This window comes from Wenyingzhuangia fucanilytica, assembly GCF_001697185.1.
Lineage (GTDB): Bacteria > Bacteroidota > Bacteroidia > Flavobacteriales > Flavobacteriaceae > Wenyingzhuangia > Wenyingzhuangia fucanilytica.
Genome location: NZ_CP014224.1, coordinates 3,152,331 through 3,171,824, shown reverse-complemented (window position 1 = coordinate 3,171,824; position 19,494 = coordinate 3,152,331). Strand labels below are relative to the sequence as shown.

At 32.4% G+C, this 19,494-nt stretch carries 18 protein-coding genes; 10 read left to right on the top strand and 8 right to left on the bottom strand.

Annotation, left to right across the window (positions count from 1 at the left end):
* Positions 1 to 15: 15 nt before the first annotated feature.
* The 7 genes from AXE80_RS13095 (at position 16) to AXE80_RS13065 (ending at position 8,562) form a co-directional block, all read left to right on the top strand.
* Complete coding sequence (locus tag AXE80_RS13095; protein ID WP_068828097.1) at positions 16 to 1,617, top strand: regulatory iron-sulfur-containing complex subunit RicT; 1,602 nt, start codon at positions 16 to 18, stop codon at positions 1,615 to 1,617.
* Complete coding sequence (locus tag AXE80_RS13090) at positions 1,595 to 2,092, top strand: gliding motility lipoprotein GldH (protein ID WP_083194678.1); 498 nt, start codon at positions 1,595 to 1,597, stop codon at positions 2,090 to 2,092. The genes AXE80_RS13095 and AXE80_RS13090 overlap by 23 nt, the downstream gene beginning before the upstream one ends.
* An 11-nt stretch (positions 2,093 to 2,103) precedes the next feature.
* Positions 2,104 to 4,395: a penicillin-binding protein 1A gene (locus AXE80_RS13085; RefSeq protein WP_068828092.1), complete on the top strand. Its 2,292-nt coding sequence runs from the start codon at positions 2,104 to 2,106 to the stop codon at positions 4,393 to 4,395.
* 9 nt (positions 4,396 to 4,404) lie between these two features.
* Positions 4,405 to 5,166, top strand: coding sequence for an exodeoxyribonuclease III (locus tag AXE80_RS13080; RefSeq protein WP_068828090.1), 762 nt, complete (start codon positions 4,405 to 4,407; stop codon positions 5,164 to 5,166).
* A gap of 15 nt (positions 5,167 to 5,181) precedes the next feature.
* Positions 5,182 to 6,132 carry an OmpA family protein gene (locus AXE80_RS13075; protein ID WP_068828088.1) on the top strand — a complete coding sequence of 317 codons (951 nt, stop codon included), beginning with the start codon at positions 5,182 to 5,184 and terminating at the stop codon, positions 6,130 to 6,132.
* 19 nt (positions 6,133 to 6,151) lie between these two features.
* Positions 6,152 to 7,468: a lytic transglycosylase domain-containing protein gene (locus AXE80_RS13070; RefSeq protein WP_068828921.1), complete on the top strand. Its 1,317-nt coding sequence runs from the start codon at positions 6,152 to 6,154 to the stop codon at positions 7,466 to 7,468.
* Between the two features lie 89 nt (positions 7,469 to 7,557).
* Entirely contained in the window at positions 7,558 to 8,562 is a 1,005-nt protein-coding gene (locus tag AXE80_RS13065) for a DUF4837 family protein (RefSeq protein WP_083194676.1), read from the top strand.
* Here AXE80_RS13065 and AXE80_RS13060 read toward each other — a convergent pair.
* Complete coding sequence (locus AXE80_RS13060; protein ID WP_068828086.1) at positions 8,555 to 9,496, bottom strand: ABC transporter ATP-binding protein; 942 nt, start codon at positions 9,494 to 9,496, stop codon at positions 8,555 to 8,557. The genes AXE80_RS13065 and AXE80_RS13060 overlap by 8 nt on opposite strands.
* 129 nt (positions 9,497 to 9,625) lie before the next feature.
* Here AXE80_RS13060 and AXE80_RS13055 point away from each other — a divergent pair, with 129 nt between their 5' ends.
* Complete coding sequence (locus tag AXE80_RS13055; RefSeq protein ID WP_068828084.1) at positions 9,626 to 10,990, top strand: hypothetical protein; 1,365 nt, start codon at positions 9,626 to 9,628, stop codon at positions 10,988 to 10,990.
* On the opposite strand, the gene AXE80_RS13050 is transcribed toward AXE80_RS13055, so the two are convergent.
* Both AXE80_RS13050 and AXE80_RS13045 read right to left on the bottom strand, forming a co-directional pair.
* Entirely contained in the window at positions 10,980 to 11,699 is a 720-nt protein-coding gene (locus AXE80_RS13050) for a class I SAM-dependent methyltransferase (RefSeq protein WP_068828082.1), read from the bottom strand. The two genes, AXE80_RS13055 and AXE80_RS13050, sit on opposite strands and share 11 nt — an antisense overlap.
* Before the next feature lie 79 nt (positions 11,700 to 11,778).
* Entirely contained in the window at positions 11,779 to 12,624 is an 846-nt protein-coding gene (locus tag AXE80_RS13045; RefSeq protein ID WP_068828079.1) for an OmpA/MotB family protein, read from the bottom strand.
* Between the two features lie 61 nt (positions 12,625 to 12,685).
* Here AXE80_RS13045 and AXE80_RS13040 point away from each other — a divergent pair, with 61 nt between their 5' ends.
* Entirely contained in the window at positions 12,686 to 13,705 is a 1,020-nt protein-coding gene (locus tag AXE80_RS13040) for an FAD:protein FMN transferase (protein ID WP_068828076.1), read from the top strand.
* On the opposite strand, the gene AXE80_RS13035 is transcribed toward AXE80_RS13040, so the two are convergent.
* From AXE80_RS13035 to AXE80_RS13025, 3 genes are read right to left on the bottom strand one after another with little or no spacing between them, the layout of a single operon-like run.
* The gene (locus tag AXE80_RS13035) at positions 13,706 to 14,473 is read right to left on the bottom strand and encodes a class I SAM-dependent methyltransferase (RefSeq protein ID WP_068828074.1); all 768 of its coding nucleotides are present in this window, start codon (positions 14,471 to 14,473) and stop codon (positions 13,706 to 13,708) included. It abuts the gene before it with no gap.
* Positions 14,474 to 14,476: 3 nt separating this feature from the next.
* Complete coding sequence (map, locus tag AXE80_RS13030) at positions 14,477 to 15,295, bottom strand: type I methionyl aminopeptidase (RefSeq protein ID WP_068828071.1); 819 nt, start codon at positions 15,293 to 15,295, stop codon at positions 14,477 to 14,479.
* A 31-nt stretch (positions 15,296 to 15,326) separates the two neighbouring features.
* A complete protein-coding gene (locus tag AXE80_RS13025; protein WP_068828918.1) occupies positions 15,327 to 15,737 on the bottom strand; it encodes a BT0820 family HAD-type phosphatase in 411 nt (136 codons plus the stop codon).
* A 55-nt stretch (positions 15,738 to 15,792) separates the two neighbouring features.
* On the opposite strand from AXE80_RS13025, the gene AXE80_RS13020 reads away from it, so the two are divergent.
* Positions 15,793 to 16,305 (top strand): gamma carbonic anhydrase family protein, encoded by a 513-nt coding sequence (locus AXE80_RS13020; RefSeq protein ID WP_068828069.1) that lies wholly within the window; start codon positions 15,793 to 15,795, stop codon positions 16,303 to 16,305.
* Here the strand turns inward: AXE80_RS13020 and murI are convergent.
* Together murI and AXE80_RS13010 are read right to left on the bottom strand one after the other, a co-directional pair.
* On the bottom strand, positions 16,302 to 17,087 hold the full coding sequence (gene murI, locus AXE80_RS13015) for a glutamate racemase (RefSeq protein ID WP_068828066.1): 786 nt from the start codon (positions 17,085 to 17,087) through the stop codon (positions 16,302 to 16,304). The two genes, AXE80_RS13020 and murI, sit on opposite strands and share 4 nt — an antisense overlap.
* Before the next feature lie 73 nt (positions 17,088 to 17,160).
* The gene (locus tag AXE80_RS13010) at positions 17,161 to 19,485 is read right to left on the bottom strand and encodes a sulfatase-like hydrolase/transferase (RefSeq protein WP_068828063.1); all 2,325 of its coding nucleotides are present in this window, start codon (positions 19,483 to 19,485) and stop codon (positions 17,161 to 17,163) included.
* Positions 19,486 to 19,494 lie beyond the last annotated feature (9 nt).

Here is a 19,494-nt window from a genome sequence, read left to right as displayed (position 1 = left end):
TTAATATATAAATATATGAGCTGTACTAGTTGCTCAACGAAAGACGGTGGCGTACCAAATGGATGCAAAAGCAATGGAAATTGTGGTACCGGAAGTTGTGATAAATTAACAGTTTTTGATTGGCTATCTAATATGGAATTGCCAACAGGTCAAAAACCATTTGATATTGTTGAAATTCGTTTTAAAAACGGACGTAAACACTTTTATAAAAACGAGAAAAATTTTCAATTAACAATTGGCGAAGTGGTGGCTGTAGAGGGAAACCCAGGTCACGATATCGGTACAATTTCTTTAACAGGTGAATTGGTTAAAATTCAAATGAAAAAGAAAAAAATTGCTATTGATAGCCAAGAAGTAAAGAAAATTTACAGAAAAGCTACGGTTAAAGATATTGAAACTTGGGAGGCCGCTAGAAATAGAGAGGTTGAAACTCAGAAAAAAGGAAGAGAAATTATTATTAGACTAGGTCTTAAAATGAAACTTTCTGATGTTGAGTATCAAGGTGATGGGAACAAAGCTACTTTTTATTATACAGCAGATGATCGTGTAGATTTTCGTCAATTAATTAGGGAATTGGCTTCGGCATTTTCTATTAGAGTAGAAATGAAACAAGTAGGTCTACGTCAAGAAGCAGCACGTTTAGGAGGTGTAGGGTCTTGTGGTAGAGAACTTTGTTGTTCTACTTGGTTAACAGATTTTAGAAAAGTAAATACTGCTGCAGCTAGATATCAACAACTTTCTTTAAACCCTCAGAAACTAGCTGGGCAATGTGGAAAGCTAAAGTGTTGTTTAAACTATGAACTAGATACTTATTTAGATACTTTAAAAGGATTTCCATCACAAAGTGTTATGCTAAAAACCGAAAAAGGCTTAGCTACTTTTGTAAAGATGGATATTTTTAAAGAAATTTTGTGGTACACTTATAAAGACGATAAATCTAAATGGTTTAAGCTTACGTTAGCACAGGTTCAAGAGATTATTGAAGAAAATAAACAAGGAAATGCTGTTGATGGTTTAGAAGAATTTGATGCTGAAAACATTGAAGAAACTAAGATAGATTTTGAAAATGTTGTTGGTCAAGATAGTTTAACTCGTTTTGACGAGCCTAAACAAAAATCTAAGCGAAGAAAAAATAATCGTTCAAGAAATAAGGCTGCAGGAAACAATCAAGCTAAACAAAATACTCCTTCTAATGGAAGTCCTTCGGACGGAAAACCAAAGAGACCTACAAATAGAAAACCAAATCATCAGCCTAAATCAAACGCTGCAAATCCTTCGGTTGCCTCAGATGAAACAAACAGCAAACCATCTGGAAAAAGACCAAATAACCGTAGACGTAACAATCCAAATAAACCACAAGGAGAAAAGCAAAATCCTAATGCAAAGGTAGAGGTTAAAGCGAATGCAAATCAGCCAGCTAAACCTAGGCCACAAAGAAAACCTCAAAGAAAGAAGCCACAAGCAGATGGGAATCCACAAAAAGTGGCAAATCCAAATAAAGTGGTAAACGAATCAACAAAGCCTAAAGAGGGAACGCCAAACGCGAATAAACCAAAACGAAGAAACAATAAAAAAAGACCAAACAAACCAAGTAATGGGCCTGCAAAGAGTGAATAAAATTATTTGTTTCATTTTCATCTTCCTTTGTATTTCTTGTGATTCTAATAAGAAATACGATACTTACCAACCTATGAATAATAGTGTTTGGAAATTGGAAGAGCCTGTGGTTTTTGAAGTTGATATTGATGATATCAATTCACAACAAAATTTGTTTTTAAACGTTCGTACTGATAGTGATTATCCGTATAGGAATTTATACATCATCAGTAAAATGATTTTACCAAATGGTGCTGTTTTAAAAGATACTTTAGAGTACGAAATGGCCGATGCTTTTGGAAATTGGTTAGGAGATGGATTGACAGATGTAAAAGATAATAAGCTTTATTATTTAGAAAAGTATAAGTTTCCTAGAAAGGGTACTTATACTTTTGAGTTTTATCAAGCCATGAGAAAAAGAGGGGAGATAGACGGGATTCAAGAATTAAAAGGGGTTACCGACGTTGGCCTTAGAATAGAAAAAATACAAGATTAATATTTATAGTAATGGATAAGAAAAAAACAACAAAACCGAATTATACTTTTTATTCAAAGGTATTTTGGGCCTTGTTTTCATTTTCTGTGCTAAGTGTGTTTGCCATTTTTTTATTGGTAAGTATGGGCGCTTTTGGAAAATTGCCAACATTTAAAGATTTAGAAAGTCCAGAAAAAAACTTTGCATCCGAAATTATATCATCAGATGGAGTTACTTTAGGAAAATATTTTAGAGAAAACAGAACTCCTGTAAATTACGATGAATTACCGCAAGAGTTGGTAAATGCTTTGGTAGCTACCGAGGACGAACGTTTTTTTGAGCACTCTGGGATAGACTTTTTTAGTTTGGCTAGAGCCATTGCCAAATTTGGACAAGATGGTGGAGGAAGTACCATTACACAACAACTTGCTAAGCAACTTTTTACTGAAAATTACGGTACAAGAAACATTGTAAAACGTATTGCTCAAAAGTTAAAAGAATGGGTTATTGCTGTAAAATTAGAAAAACAATATACCAAAAATGAAATCATTACTATGTACTTAAACAAGTATGATTTCTTGTACAATGCTATTGGAATTCGTTCTGCTTCTAGAATTTATTTTAACAAAGAACCTAAAGAATTAAATTTAGAAGAATCAGCAGTTTTGGTGGGGATGGCAAAAAATCCATCGTTATACAATCCAAGAAGATTTCCAGAAAATGCTTTAAAAAGAAGAGCCACCGTTTTTGGTCAGCTAGAAAGAAATGGGTTTATTACCAAAACCGAAAAAGATTCTTTAAACGCATTACCGTTAGAAATAAATTATACTCCAGAGGGGCATAGTGATGGGCATGCTACTTATTTTAGAGAATACTTAAGAGATTATTTAAAAACTTGGATTAAAGATCATCCTAAACCAGATGGAACTTATTATAATTTGTATTCTGATGGTTTAAAGATTTTTGTGACTTTAGATTCTAGAATGCAAGCTTATGCAGAAGAAGCTGTACACGAGCATATGTCTAATTTACAACGTATTTTCTTTAAAGAACAAAAGCATAATAAAACAGCACCTTTTTACGATTTGGAAAATTCTCAAATTGCCGAAACTATGTGGAGAGCTGTTCGTACTACAGATAGATATAGAGCTTTAAATGCAAAAGGGTTGAGTAAAAAAGAAATCCTTGAGAATTTTAAAGAAAAGAGAAAAATGCAAGTTTTTGATTGGAAAAAAGGAAGCAAAGACACCATATTATCTCCTTATGATTCTATCAAATATTACAAAACATTTTTACACTCAGGATTGTTAGCCTTAGAGCCACAAACAGGACATATTAAAGCTTGGGTAGGTGGAATTAATCACAAGTATTTTAAATACGATCATGTAAAGCAAGGAAAAAGACAAGTAGGGTCTACTTTTAAGCCTTTTGTTTATGCTTCTGCCATCAATCAATTTAGAATTTCTCCTTGTGAAAAATATCCAAATACACCATTTACCATTCCTCAAGGAAAATATGGATTGTTAGAAGATTGGACTCCAAAAAATGCAGGTGATGAATATGGGGGAGAATTAACTTTAAAGCAAGCCTTAGCAAAATCTATCAACGTAATTACAGCAAGAATGATTGATAGGGTTGGGCCATCAACAGTAGTACAATTGGCAAAGAAATCTGGAATTACTTCAGAAATTCCACCATATCCTTCTATTGCTTTAGGAACTATCGATGCTAGTTTGTATGATATGGTTGGAGCCTATGCCATGTTTGCTAACAAAGGATTTAGAGTACATCAAACCATGGTAATGCGTATTGAAGATAAAAACGGAAGTGTGTTACAACGTTTTGTACCAGAGTCTGAAGAGGTGATGAGTGAAGAAGCTGCTTATGCCGTGTTAGATTTATTAAAAGGTGTAACCATGGAAGGATCAGGAGTTCGTTTGAGAGGAAAATGGGGGAAATATCCTGAAAATGTAGCTACCGGATATCCTTATCAATTTACCAATCCAATTGCAGGAAAAACAGGAACTACACAAAATCAATCTGATGGTTGGTTTATGGGAGTGGTGCCTAATTTAGCAGTTGGAGTTTGGACAGGTGCTGATGAAAGAGCAACTCACTTTAAAGGGATTACTTTTGGGCAAGGAGCAAGTATGTCTTTACCTACTTGGGCTTTGTTTATGAAAAAATGTTATGCAGATGAAACCTTGTCAATTAGTCAAGAAGATTTTGAACAACCTGATAATTTTGGTATAGCAATTGATTGTGGTTCGTCTGAAAATGAAGTTGAAGAAACATCGTTAATAGAAACCAATCCCGATTTTTAAAGAAAGTATATGAAGATTATTTCCTACAATGTAAATGGTATTAGGGCAGCCATTAAAAAAGGCTTTTTAGAGTGGTTAGAAGCTGCAAATCCAGATATTATTTGTTTACAAGAAACCAAAGCACATAAAGATCAATTAGATCTTTTAGCATTTGAAAATATTGGGTATAAATACAATTATTGGTTTTCTGCACAGAAAAAAGGATACAGTAGTGTAGCTGTTTTGTGTAAAGAAGAACCAAAGAATGTAGAATATGGAACGGGTATAGAAAGCATGGATTTTGAAGGAAGAAATCTACGTGTAGATTACGATACTTTTTCTGTAATGAGTTTGTATTTACCCTCTGGAACTAACGATGCTCGTTTAGGTTTTAAACTCAACTATATGGATGAGTTTTTAGATTATGTAACTAAGCTTCGTAAGGAAATTCCGAATTTAATTATTTGTGGAGACTATAATATTTGTCACGAAGAAATAGATATTCACAATCCAAAACAAAATAAAAATACCTCTGGGTTTTTACCTGTGGAAAGAGAGTGGTTAACTACGTTCATCAACACAGGGTTTATAGATAGTTTTAGACATCTTAACAAAGAACCACATCATTATTCTTGGTGGAGTTATAGAGCCAATGCAAGAAATAATAACAAAGGTTGGAGAATAGATTATCATATGGTAACAGATGATATGAAAGATAGAATTGAAAGAGCTTATATTTTACCAGAAGCTAAGCATTCAGATCATTGTCCAATAGTTTTAGAAATATCATAAAAGCATTTACATCACATGAAAAAAATAATATTTTCAATATTTATAGCCTCGTTATTAACAGGTTGTGTAACCAAACAAAGATTTACAGAATTATCTGATAGGTATGATGAATTGGCAGATACCAATGCCGATTTAATTGCTCAAAACGATAAGTTAATTAAAGAAGAAATTGACTTAAAAAAAGAATTAAGAGATTTACAGGATTTAAAATTATACTATACCAATCAATCAAAAATTTTAAATAAAGAAATTGATGCTACCTTAAAAAAGTATGGTAAACTGCAAGAAGCTTATGATGCTTTGGCCTCAAATAGTTCTTATGCAATTAGTAGTAAAGCTCAAGAAAATCAAAAGCTTTTAAATGATTTAGGAAACAAAGAAACAGCTTTGTTTGAAAAAGAAGCAAACTTAGCCAAACTAACTGCGGCTTTGGATGCGAGATCTAAACGAATTCAAGACTTAGAAGCTTTAATAGCTAGTAAAGAAGCGGCTATGCAGCAGTTAAAAAGCGCTATTAGTAATGCGTTAAAAGGATTTGAAGGTAAAGGATTAACTGTTGAGCAGCGAGATGGGAAAGTTTATGTTTCTATGGAAAACAAACTGTTGTTTGGTTCAGGACAATGGGCTGTAGGTGCAAATGGTAAAACCGCTGTTGTAGAGTTGGCTAGGGTTTTGGTGCAAAATCCTACTATTGATGTGTTGATTGAAGGACATACAGATGATGATCCATACAGATCAGGAGGGGTAATTCAAGACAACTGGGATTTATCTGCAAAAAGAGCAACAGCTATTGTAAGAATTTTACAAGACAATAATGTATCTCCTAAACAAATAACAGCTGCAGGTCATGGAGAGTATATGCCAGTAGCTTCTAATGAAACACCAGAAGGAAAAGCAAAAAACAGAAGAATTGAAATTATTTTATCTCCAAATTTAGATGAAGTAACTAAGTTATTGAATGAATAATATTTTGAAGTATATAAAGATGAGGTTAGGTGTTGTATTATTTTTGGTTGGATTTTCTCTATACGCTCAAGAAAAAAAAGACAGTATTCAGGAAAATGCTATTCTAGAAATACCATCACAAGATTTAAAAATTGAAACTCCTGTTTATTATAGCGATACTATTGATGCTAAGGAAATTGCCAAAATAGATAGCTTATGGATAAACAATGTTTACAAGTCATCTTTAATGGATGAAACTTTTACCAATTTAGAGCCAATCACTTCTGATGAATTTGATACTTGGGATGATTTGCCTACTGATACTTTAAAAAAACGTTTATCTATTCTCGATTCAAAAACACCTTTTCATCTTGAGTATAACGTAGAGTTAGAAAGAGTTATTAAAAGTTATTTAAAATATAGAAGGAGATATTATCCTGATATGATGGCTAGGGCGGAATATTATTTTCCGTTGTTTGAGGCTCAGTTAGCACATTACGAAATTCCTTTAGAAATTAAATACTTGGCTATTGTAGAGTCTGCTTTAAAACCTAGAGCAAAATCTAGAGTTGGAGCAACTGGTTTGTGGCAGTTTATGTATCAAACTGGGAAAATGTACGATTTAAAAGTAAGTTCTTATGTTGATGAAAGACAAGATCCGGTAAAAGCAACTAAAGCTGCTTGTAAGTATTTAGAGCAATTGTATCATAGTTTTAACGATTGGGATTTAGCGTTGGCAGCTTATAATTCTGGACCAGGAAATGTATCAAAAGCAATCAGAAGATCTGGTAATAGAACCAATTATTGGAATATTAGACCTTATTTGCCAAAAGAAACCTCGGATTATTTACCAGCATTTTATGCAACCATGTATATTTTTGAATACGCAAAAGAACACCATATACAAACCGAACCTCCAAGAATTCATCGTTTTGATATTGATAGTATTCAAGTAAAACAGTTGTTAACTTTTCAGCAAGTACACGATATGGTGGGAACGGATATTGAAATGTTAGAGTTTTTAAATCCATCATATAAATTAAATATTATTCCTTTTGTAAAGGGGAGGAATTATAAATTGGTTTTGCCTTTAAAAGATGCTTTGGCTTTTGTAGATAAAGAAGATGAGATTTATGAATATGCTACGGCAGAAGCTAACGAAAGAGAAAAACCACTGCCTAAATATTTTGAAATGAGTCAACGTATTCGTTACAAAGTAAAATCAGGAGATTATTTAGGTTTAATTGCAGAAAGGCATGGGGTTTATGTTAGAGATATAAAAAAATGGAATAATCTGTCTTCTACCAACTTACAAATTGGGCAAAGATTAACCATTTATCCTAAACGAATAAATTAAAGCATAAACTTTTCTGGCATCGTGGAACAATCTTTGAGGCATAGATTCTAAGCTAGAAAAACACTTGGTTATTGATAAAATACACTATTATGAAAAAGATTTTTACATTATTTACGTTTTTACTAATTGTTGCCTGTGGAGGTAAAGAGGGTAAAAAAAGTAACAATGATTATATGAAGCCGGGTTCCACAGGAAGAATTAATCATGTAATAGTAGTAGTTGAACCTGAGGTTTGGAAAGGTGAAGCTGGGAAAGCACTTAGAGAGGTAATTCAACAACCTATTGCAGGCTTACCACAAACCGAATATCAATTTGGAGTTTCTACCATTCCAGGAAGTGCTTTTACCAAAATGTTTAAGAATAGTAGAAACTTACTGTTTTTACAATTAGCGGATAAAGAAGTTTTTCAATCATCATCAGACAAGTATGCTCAACCACAAACTATTTTAGAGGTTAAAGCGCCTACAACAGAAGAATTGGTGACTTTGATCCATGAAAAAGCAAATGAAATTGTAAATACTTTTAAGGATGAGGATTTAAAATCTGTTCAAGAAGAGTTTCAAAAAAATAAGCGTTCACAAAAAATTAACGCTCTAGAAAAATTAGGAGTAAGTATGGATATTCCTAATAAATACAGAACAGTAATAGATACTTTAGGTTCTTTTATGTGGATGCGTAGTCATATTTCAGGAGGAATTGCTTCTGGAGATCAAACTAATAATATTATAGCATATCAAGTTTCTCTTTTTGATGAAAATAAGCCGTTTTTAGAGCAAATGATTAAGAATAGAGATAGTATTGGTAAAATGTATATTAGAGGGAATGATGTAGATAAAATGTACATGATTACCGAGGCTGCTAGAAAGCCAAGCGTTAAAATTACCACCATTGATGGAAAAAAAGCATATGAAAGCAGAGGAACTTGGGAGGTTTTTGGTGCTTTTAGTGCAGGACCTTTTTTAAATTATTCTATTATTGATGAAAAGAACAATAGAGTACTTGTGATAGAAGGGTTTAATTATGCTCCATCAGTAAACAAAAGAGATTTTGTTTTTGAGTTAGAAGCCATATTAAAAACAATAAAGTTTAATTAATTTCTATAAATACTTCGCTGTTTTTTTCATAAGATCTGTCACTTTTTATAATCAAAGGAGTTTTGTTTATAAAAGCTTCAACTAAGTAATGGTTCCCTTTAAAATAGCTTTGATCTACAATAGCTTTAATGTCTGATTTTTCAACAATATTAATTTGTTCTGGGTAAAGAATAGCATTACCCTCTTTGTTGATGCCAATTTCTTTATTTGAGATCTCGCTAACTTCATTAAAAAAGGATGCGATGTATTTATTTTTAGGATTAAAGTATATTTCTTCTGGCGTACCCTTTGAAATAATTTCTTGATCTCTAATTAAATACAATTTATCTGCAAAAGAAAGGGCGTCAGTACTATCGTGTGTAGCAACCACGCAGGTTATTTTTTGCTTTTTTAAATAATTAAAAAGACTTCTTCTTAAATTGTTCTTTCTAAAATTATCGATGTGACTAAAAGGTTCGTCTAGTAATAATATTTCTGGTTCTTTAGCTAAAACACGAGCAATGGCAATTCTTTGTTTTTGACCACCACTTAAGTTTTTTACTTTTATGTGAGCAAAATCAACCATATCTACCACTTCTAGTAGTTCTTGAATTCTAGCATTTTTTTTGTCTTTGTAAATATTCGATAAAAATTCACCAACATTTTCAGCAGCGGTAGTATAAGGCATCAAACTAAAATCTTGAGCCAAATATTTCATAAAAGGATGCCCAGGAATTAAATGGTATTTAGGGCCTAATAATTTTTTTCCATGGTATAAAACTTCACCATCTTCAATGTCCATCAAACCATAAATAAGCTCTAGCAAAGTACTTTTACCACAGCCACTTTCTCCTAAAAGCGCAATGTACTCCCCTTTACTAACTGTAAAATCAATATTTTTTAAAACAGGTTTTTTTGCTGTATAAGCGTAAGAAACATTTTTAATTTCTAGCATAAATATCAAGTTGAATGGCAAATATAAGCTTTATGTGATGGACTAATAAATAACGAAATTATCTAATTCCTTTGTTTATATGATTTGTTTCTTTTAATTTAACATATGTTAACTTAAAAATTTAAAACTATGAAAAGTTCATTTAGGGTTTTATTGATGTTATTGTTTTTTAGTCATGTTGCATTTTCGCAAGATGGATTTGAAAGTGCTTTTGAAAATGAAAATAGTATTTCTGCAAACTTAGGGGTGACAAGCATTGGGGATCAAACCTTTATTGGAATGAGGGTTCAGCCAGAGTTTTCTTTTGGAAAATTTGGGCTAGGTTTAGATGTTCCTCTTTTGTTTAACGCTAGTAATGGTGAAATGAGAACAGAGGAATTTAATAACGGAGTTGGTATTTTACGTATGGTAAGATATTTAAGTTATGGTAAAAAGAAACAAGATCCTGTTTATGTAAAACTAGGAGATATGACAGGGGAGCAACTAGGTTATGGTGCTATGTTGGGGAATTACAGCAATTCAGTGTCTTTTGAGCGAAGAAAGGTGGGAATTAGTGCTGATGTAACTTTTAAAGAAATTTTGGGTTTAGAGGCTATTTATAGCGATTTAAATTTTAATGGTTCTCAAAAACTATTTGCAGTAAGACCTTATTATAGACCGTTTGGAAAAACAAATATTCCTGTGGTAAAAACTATTGAATTTGGGGTGAGTTTTGCTAGTGATAAAGATGATTACGAACAAAACTCTGCAGGAGGAACTATTCCATCAACAAGATTTACAAGAGATGGAAACAGTGCTTTTGGATTTGATGTTGGTGCTATTTTGTTAAAAAATGCCTTACTTCAACTAACTTGGGATATGCAATACACAAAGTTGAACGAAAATGATGCATTGGCCAAAGATATTTCAGACAATCCTGGAGACTATGATATAAATGCTAGTTATGGTTCGGGTAGTGGTTTTGCTACAGGATTAGAGGCTCATTTTAAATTTGTGGCTAATATATTTCACGTAAATGCTAGAATAGAAAGACAATGGTATGGTGATAATTACATTCCACAGTTTTTTAATTTTGCTTATGAAATTAATAAAGATGTTAGGTTGATGGAGCTTATAGGTGCCGAAAAATCTCAAGGTATCTACGGTAAATTAGGAAGTGAAATTCTTAGTGTAGTAAAAATAGAAGGAGAGTTATTATTGCCAGATAATTTAGAAGACAGTAATAGAGGAGCAATTGTAGGAATTAATTTACAGACTAAAGAAATAGGAAAATTTAGAGCAAGAGGTAAATATTTAAAAGCACAGTTAAACGATTTGGGTGATGCTTTTAAATTAGATCAACGTTCATTAGCAAATTTATTGGTGACTTATAGACTTAATAAGTTTATGGAAACAGGAGTTGATTATCAATGGACCTTTGCAGAAAAAGAGAATGGTTCTTTTAAAGCAATACATCAAGTAAGGCCTTATATTGGCGTTAGTATCAAGTTCTAGAAATAAAAAAACGTCTTGTGAAAACAAGACGTTTTTTTATTTGTTCTATTTTACATTTTAAAATCACGGTTTCTCTAGTAAAAGATTTACCCCATCTCTCTTGTTCTGGTTCTATGATTTCTGTTTTTTCAATTTGATCAAAACCAGCAGTTTTTAGTATTTCTATAATATTTATGGTTTCTAGTAATTTAAAGTTGAATTTAGTCACTGGAATTGTCTCCATGTTATGTTTAGGTCTAATAGACAATATAAAGACTCCATTTGGTTTTAACACTCGTTTTATTTCGTTCAATACCTCACGGATGTCTTCCCAAAAGTAAAAAGTATTGATCGTAAAAAGTTTATCAAAAACTTTATCTTTAAAAGGTAGTTGATGAATGTCTCCTTGGATAAAGTCAGCAGTACCTTGTTCAATATATTTAGAATTTAATTTTCTTGCTTCGACAATCATTGTTTCCGAGTAGTCTAAACCAATATATTTTATATCGCGTGTTCCGTTTAAAAGATGCTTAACAAAATATCCATTTGCCATTCCTATTTCTAAGATATGATCTTTTGGTTCTGCATTTAGAACAGCCAAGGTGTGTAAGTTCATAGGTAAGTTACCTTCATTCATCATATTAGCAACTTCAACACCTTTAACTCTCACAGGTTTTCTTAAGTGAGAAGCAATGGTTTTGATCTCTTTGTTTGATGGTGGCTTATTCATATATAAAACTTTTAGGTACAAAAAAACCCTGCTATTAGCAGGGTTTTAAATATTGTTTTATGTAAATCTTATCTACAAATTAGTTTGCAGCAGGAGTATCTAATAATTCAAAGAACTCATCTAATTTAGGCATGATGATAATTTTTGTTCTTCTGTTTTTAGATCTGTTTTCAGCAGAACTGTTTTCTACAACTGGAGCATATTCAGCTCTACCAGCAGCAATTAATCTAGCAGGTAAAACGTCGTACTTAGATTGTAACTCACGAACTACAGCAGCAGAACGTTGTACAGATAAATCCCAGTTATCTTTAACAGCAGCACCTTCTTTTACTGTTTGGTTATCAGTGTGACCTTCAACCATAACATCCATGTTAGGGTATTCGTTAACTACTGCTCCAACTTTCTTTAAGATAGATTCAGCTCTCTTAGAAATTCTGTAAGATCCAGAGTTGAATAATAATTTATCTGCAATAGAGATAAATACTTTAGTTCCTTCGATGTTAACAGAAATGTCTTCGTCGTTTAAACCGTTAGGTAAAATTTTCTTTAAGTTGAAAGCTACAGCTAAGTTGATAGAATCTTTCTTAGAGTTAGCTTCTTGGATGTACTTAATGTACTCATCCTTTTGTTGTAATTGAGATAAAGTAGATCTCATGTTTTCTGTTGCAGACTTAGACATTGCAATTAAATTGTCAACGTTTTCTAAGTATTTTTCATTTCCTTTCTCTAAAAACTTAATTCTGTCTTCTAAAGAAGCTACTTTGTTTTCAGCTGCACCTAAGTCTACTTTAGAATCTGCTAAAGCTTTTTCTGTAGTTGCTAATTTGTCTCCTAATTCTGCTTGTAAATCAGTATACTTTTTCTTAGATACACAAGAAGTAGCTAATAACGAAACTGATGCGATTAATATCAAAACTTTTTTCATGGTCTATAAAATGTATTATTTTTGAACAAATATAAAAACTTTCTAATAAAAACCTACTCTTATGAAGCAAACAATTGTTAATAACTTATTAAAAACATTATTTTTTGCATTTATTGTTTTTTTAACAGTTGCTTGTACCGAAAAGAAGGTAAAATATCAAAAATTAAAAGGTAGCGTGTTCGGCACTACTTTTCACATTCAATACTTCGACACTAATAGTAACAATTATAGTGCCGATATTGAAGAATTATTCCAAAAAATGAATAATTCTTTATCTACTTATCATGGTGAATCATTAATAAGTAGCTTAAATAGCGGATTATCAGTTCTTAAGGTGGATGGTGATTTTGTAAATGTTTTTAAATTATCAAAAAAAATATTTAAAGAGACTGATGGTTATTTTGATCCTACGGTTGGGAAAATGGTAAATGCTTGGGGATTTGGCCCTCATAAATCTAATAAACATCCTTCTACTCACGAAATAGATAGCCTAATGCAATATGTAGGTTTTGATAAAGTGATGCTAAAAGAAGATACTATTGTAAAGCAAAATTCTAATATCACTTTTGATTTTAACGCTACCGCAAAGGGTTATGGGGTAGATTTGGTAGGGGAGTTTTTAGAAAGTAAAAACGTTAAAAATTATTTGATTGAAATTGGTGGAGAGATTAGGGCTAGAGGAGTAAATAAGAATAATAAATTATGGTCTGTTGGTATTGAAGAGCCAAATTTTGATGGAACTAGAAGTTTACAAAAGATAACCATGTTAAATAATGAAGCGATTGCAACTTCTGGTAATTACAGAAAGTTTAGGTTAGATAGCATTACAGGTAAAAAAATTGCTCATACTTTTAACCCTAAAACAGGTGTTCCTGCCCAAACAGATTTGTTAAGTGTTTCTGTTATTGCTCCTGTTTCTTGTGGAGAGGTAGATGCTTATGCTACAGCTTTTATGGCTATGGGGTTTGAGAAAGCAAAAGCTTTAGCTTTAACACATAAAGAAATGAAAGTTTACTTTATATATATAGAAAACGATGAACTAAAAACGTTTGCAAGTTCTAACCTACAATTTGTAGAATAATTATGATGGTTTAAAGCAAATAGGTAAAATTTCGTTCTTCATTAAAGCGTATTTCTGAATTTCTGCTTCAGAGAAATGATCAACAACTTTAAATTGTTTTACCTCAAAACCAATTTTTGATAATCTGTCAAAATAATCTAAACCGTAAACTCTTACATGATCATACTGTCCAAAGTGTTTTCTACGTTCTTCTGGACTAGTAATACTAAAATCTTCGTAGGTATTCTTTTTGTTTACATTTTGTGGAATTTGAAAAATTCCCCATCCACCAGGTTTTAACACTCGGTATAATTCAGACATTGCTTTGGTGTCATCTACAATATGTTCTAATACGTGATTACAAAATATAATATCGTAACTATTGTCTTTAAAAGGCAAATCACAAATATCTGCTTTAACATCTGCCAAAGGCGAGAATAAATCAGTTGTGGTATAATCTAAATTTTGTTGTTTTTTAAAAAGTTTATGAAAACACTGTTCTGGTGCCACGTGTAAAACTTTTTTAGAACTTTTAAAAAAATCTGAATGACGATTAAGATATAACCATAATAATCTATGCCTTTCTAAAGACAAAGTACCGGGAGCTAATACGTTTTCTCTTTGGTTTTCGTAACCATAAGGAAGAAACTTTCTGTATGATTTTGAATCAATAGGATCTGTGTAAGTAGTTCCTTTATAGTAAATAGCTAAAACAGGTTTGGCTAATAAGCTAGCTTTAATTAACCAAGGTCTTGGAATAGTGTTTAATATGGTTTTAAAAAGACTCATTAATTAAGCGCCATAAGGCTTTGCTCTATACTTGTCTTCAACATCAGTAACAATACCTAAGGCATCATTAACATATTTAAAAGTAGAAAGTATTTCTGGTTTTCCGTTAACAATGGCAACGTCGTGTTCAAAATGAGCCGAAGCTTTTCCATCTTTGGTTAAAATACTCCAACCATCATTTAATTGAACAATGTCTTTAGTTCCTAAATTGGTCATAGGTTCTATGGCAACTACCATTCCATCAACAAATTTTTTACCTCTTCCTCGTTTACCATAGTTTGGCATTTGAGGATCTTCGTGCATTTCTCTTCCTAATCCGTGACCAACCAATTCTCTTACTACTCCATATCCGTTGTCTTCGGTATATTTTTGTATGGCATAACCAACATCTCCAACTCTGTTTCCAGCTTTGAACTGTTCAATACCAACATATAAACTTTGTTTGGTAATTTCTAATAATCTTTTTATTTCTGGAGCAACTTCACCTACTTCAAAAGTATAGGCGTGGTCTCCATAAAATCCATTTTTTAAAGCCCCACAGTCAATAGAAATAATATCCCCCTCAACCAAAGGAGTGTTGTTTGGAATACCATGTACCACTTGTTCGTTAGGACTCATACATAAAGTATTAGGAAAATCATATAACCCTAAAAACCCAGGTTCTGCCCCATGATCTCTAATAAAAGTTTCTGCCATTTTATCTAACTCAAGAGTGGTTACTCCTGGTTTTACTTCTTTGGCAAGCATTCCTAAAGTTTTAGAAACTATTAGCGCACTTTCACGCATCAATTCAATTTCTTCAAGGGTTTTAATGGTAATCATAGTCCTGTTTTATGGAATGCAAAGATAATATTTATTTAAAGAAACCTAGGAAGCCTTTCTTTTTGTTTGTATTTATTTGTAATTCATCATTAAAGAAAAGTTGATAAATTCTTCCCCAACCAATAAATCCCCCGACATTTCTATCATCAATAAAAATATCAGCATGGAGCTTACGAATGGCTTTATCGTTTACAACTTCTTCGGGATAGTTTTTATTAACAGCATAGAATTCAATCCCCTGTTTTTTACAAAAAGCAACAGCTTCGTCTAATGATTTTCCTTCTCTTAAGGTCCAAAGAATTAATCTATAACCACTTTCTTGAAGTTTTTTTAAAGTTTCAAAAGCGAATAATTGGGGTGCACCAATTTTAGGATACTCATCTTTTACAATGGTTCCATCAAAATCTACGGCGATTATTTTTTGATGTGTTGGAATTGACACGGCGAATCTTTTTTGCAATATTACAATTATATTATTTTTGATTAAAACTTTAAAGATGATTATCAAAGAATTAAACGGAAATAAACCTCAATTTGGACAAAATTGTTTTTTGGCAGAAAATTGTGTTGTTGTAGGAGAGGTAACAATGAGTGATGATTGTAGTGTTTGGTACAATGCTGTGATTAGGGGAGATGTACATAGAATTACCATGGGCAACAAAGTAAATATTCAAGATGGAGCTGTAGTACATGCAACCTATCAAAAATCGCCAACAACTATTGGGAATTCAGTTTCTGTTGGGCACAATGCCATAGTACATGGTTGCACTATACATGATAATGTGTTGATAGGGATGGGAGCCATAGTGATGGATGACTGTGTATTAGAATCTAATTGTATTATAGCAGCCGGTGCTGTAGTAACCAAAGGAACTATTGTAAAGTCTGGAAGTGTATACGCTGGGACTCCTGCTAAAAAAATTAAAGATTTAAGCGAAGAATTGTTAAAAGGAGAAGTTAATAGAATTGCTGATGCCTATGTTAAATATGCAGGTTGGTATAAAGATTAAAAGTCAACTTGTTGAACATTAATATGATTGATTTCTTTAATAAGATGTTTTAAAGTATTGGTATTACTATTACTCATTAAATAATGCTCTCCATTTTTATGATTGCTATTTAGTAATTCTTTTTCGGAGAGTATTTTTTCTGTTTGTTTAGCAACAGCAAATCCAGAGTCTATAATGGTAACATGATTACCTATAATTTCTTTGATTTTAGGAATTAAGTATGGGTAATGAGAACATCCTAGTACCAAATAATCTATATGCTGAGTCATCATTGGTTTTAAATATTTTTGCAAAAGGATTTCCATTTCTAAAGAATCTATCAAATTATTCTCTATTAAAGGAACCAGTCCTGTTCCTTCTTGTTCAATAACAGAAATGTTTGCGGCAAATTCACTTGCGGTTTTATGAAACAAATCACTACTTAAAGTTCCTTTAGTAGCTAAAATACCAACGGCTTTGGTTTGCGTTGCAAGTGCAGCGGGTTTAATGGCTGGTTCTATACCAATAAAAGGAATGTTAAAAGTAGCCCTTAAAACATCAATAGCATTAGTTGTAGCAGTGTTGCAAGCTACCACAATTATTTTAGCTCCCTTATCAATAAGAATTTTAGCGTTTTTAAGACAGATGTCTATAATCTCTTGTTTAGATTTATTACCGTATGGAGCATTTTTACTATCGGCTAAGTAAATGGTATTTTCATAAGGTAATCGATGAACGATTTCTTTCCAAATAGAGGTACCACCCACTCCAGAGTCAAAAACACCAATAGGATTTTCTTTCATGCGTTTATATGTATAAGTACAAATCTCGACAAAACATAGCATAAAAAAAAGCTCCAATTAAGGAGCTTTTTATTTATTTAGAAATCATTATTTTTTGACTTGTAAATGTTTTATCGTCAAAATCTATTTTAAGGAAATAGATTCCGTTGCCAATATTAGTTAAGTCAATTTTGTTATTGATGATTTTTCCTTGTTGGTGTATTAATTGCCCATAAACATTATAAATAGAAACTCCTTGAATGTTTTTTGGGGAATTAATAGTGATTTCATTTTGAGCAGGAATTGGGTAAACTTCAACAATGTTTTTGTTTGATATTCTTTTACTTGATAAATCTCCTGAGTCTTGAACAGTTGTAGTAATATCATCAAAGAAATAGGTTCCTACTTGTGTTCCAAGTAATAAATCTACTCTTACTTCTGTTGTATTGTCTGGTACTTCAAATACGTATTGATAAGGCTTGTAGGTATCTGTTGTTGGTACAAATACATCTGATGTTGGGTAGTTATTAACACCATCTGTATGGTGATACATTCTTATTTTAAATTCTTCGCTACCTAGAACACTTTTTGAATTTACGGTTACCGTAATAGTTTTATCAGTTAAATCACTAGTGTATTTTTCATTCTGCAATCTTACGTTGTTGTATCCTGTTCCTGCAGTTGATACTACAATTTTAGCACCTGAGTTACCATTGTATGCATCTGCTGCTGCATCAGTAAAGCTAGCTACACTTCCTCCGTTGTTAGAAAAGGACCAATTGCTGTCAAAAGGAGTATCTTCAAAATCTCCGTTTAAAACAACATCAACATTACTTGTTGTAGTTCCATCATTAATTCCGGCACCATTGTCAAAATAATTTTGAGCTTTGGTTACCAAATCAGATTGCACTGCACTATATGATGGATTGTTAAAGTAGTTAGTTGTCTCATTTGGGTCAACATCATAATCGTATAGTTCTTGAGTAAAATAATCAGCACTAGTAGGTTTGTCGGTTGCAAGAACTCCATTGTTTAACCAAACTGTATATCGATATCTTTCATTTTTAAAAGAATATCCATATTTATTATTGCTCTTAAATTGTGATACAGCAAAATCTTTTAAAGCCGTTGTAGGATTAGTTAATAAAGGTTTTAAGCTAACTCCATCCATGTCCGACGGGATTGGCTGATTGGTTAAATCACAAAGTGTTGGGTAAATGTCTAACAACTCTGTAGGTGTATTGGTAGTGTTTCCTGATGGAGCAAAAGGATTATATATAATCATAGGAGATACCGTAGCATTTTCCATATTGGTATGTTTGGCCCACATGCTATGATCTCCTAAATGAAACCCATGATCAGACCAAATAATAACAATAGTTTTGTCTTTTAATCCTTCTTCTTCTAACTTATCCATAATTCTACCTATTTGAGCATCAACATAGCTCACATTGGCATAGTAGGCATGGATAATTGTTTTTTGATCTGCTTCGGAAATAGTATAACTATCATCAGATTCTTTTGTGATGGATAAACCAGGTGTAGGATAGGTGGTAAATTCATTAGATCCAGATAAAGCCAACGATGGAATATCTGTTCCTCTTCCTGTATATGTTGCTAAAGGAGCATTGTTTTTGTCGTATAAATCATAATATTTTTTAGGACAAGTTAAAGGCAGGTGTGGGTTTTTAAATCCGGCTGCTAAGAAAAACGGTTTTGTTGGTTCAGCAACAAAATCATCAATTAAGTTGATGGCGTGGTCTGCCATAGCTCCATCGTTATAAGCATTATCGGGAATGCTATTTCCATTATCATCTACACCAATTTCATAAATAGGTTTATAAACACTTTGTGCAGCAGAAGTACCATTTTCACTACTTTCGTATGCAGCAATATTGTTTTTTACTTCTGTTGTTTGATAATGTCCCCAAGCCGGTTGTCCCCAAGCACTAGGGTAGTCTAATTGACTAGGTTTTTTAAAAGGTGTTGACCATGAAATGGCGTCAGAATCAGAATCTACAGATCTAGTGTCGTATATTTTTCCAGCACCAGTTACATTATATCCTTTTGATTTAAAATATTGTGGCAAGGTTACAATATCTGGATGGATGTCTCTGATAAGTGTAGATAAATTCCAAACTTTAGTGTAGTCAGGTCTTTTTCCAGTAAGTAAACTAGATCTTGAAGGTCCACAAACAGACCATTGAGTTTGATTGTTTAAGAATACTGTTCCGTTTGCAGCAATGGCATCTATTTCTGGGGTTTGTGCATAAGTATCACCATAACAACCTAAGGTAGGTTTTAAATCATCAATAGCGATAAATAAAATATTGGGTTGGGCTGCACTACCTTGAGCTAAGGCGTTTTTGCATAATAATGAGGCTATTATAAAAACAGCAAGGGTTGTTAGTTTTTTCATTGTATTTAT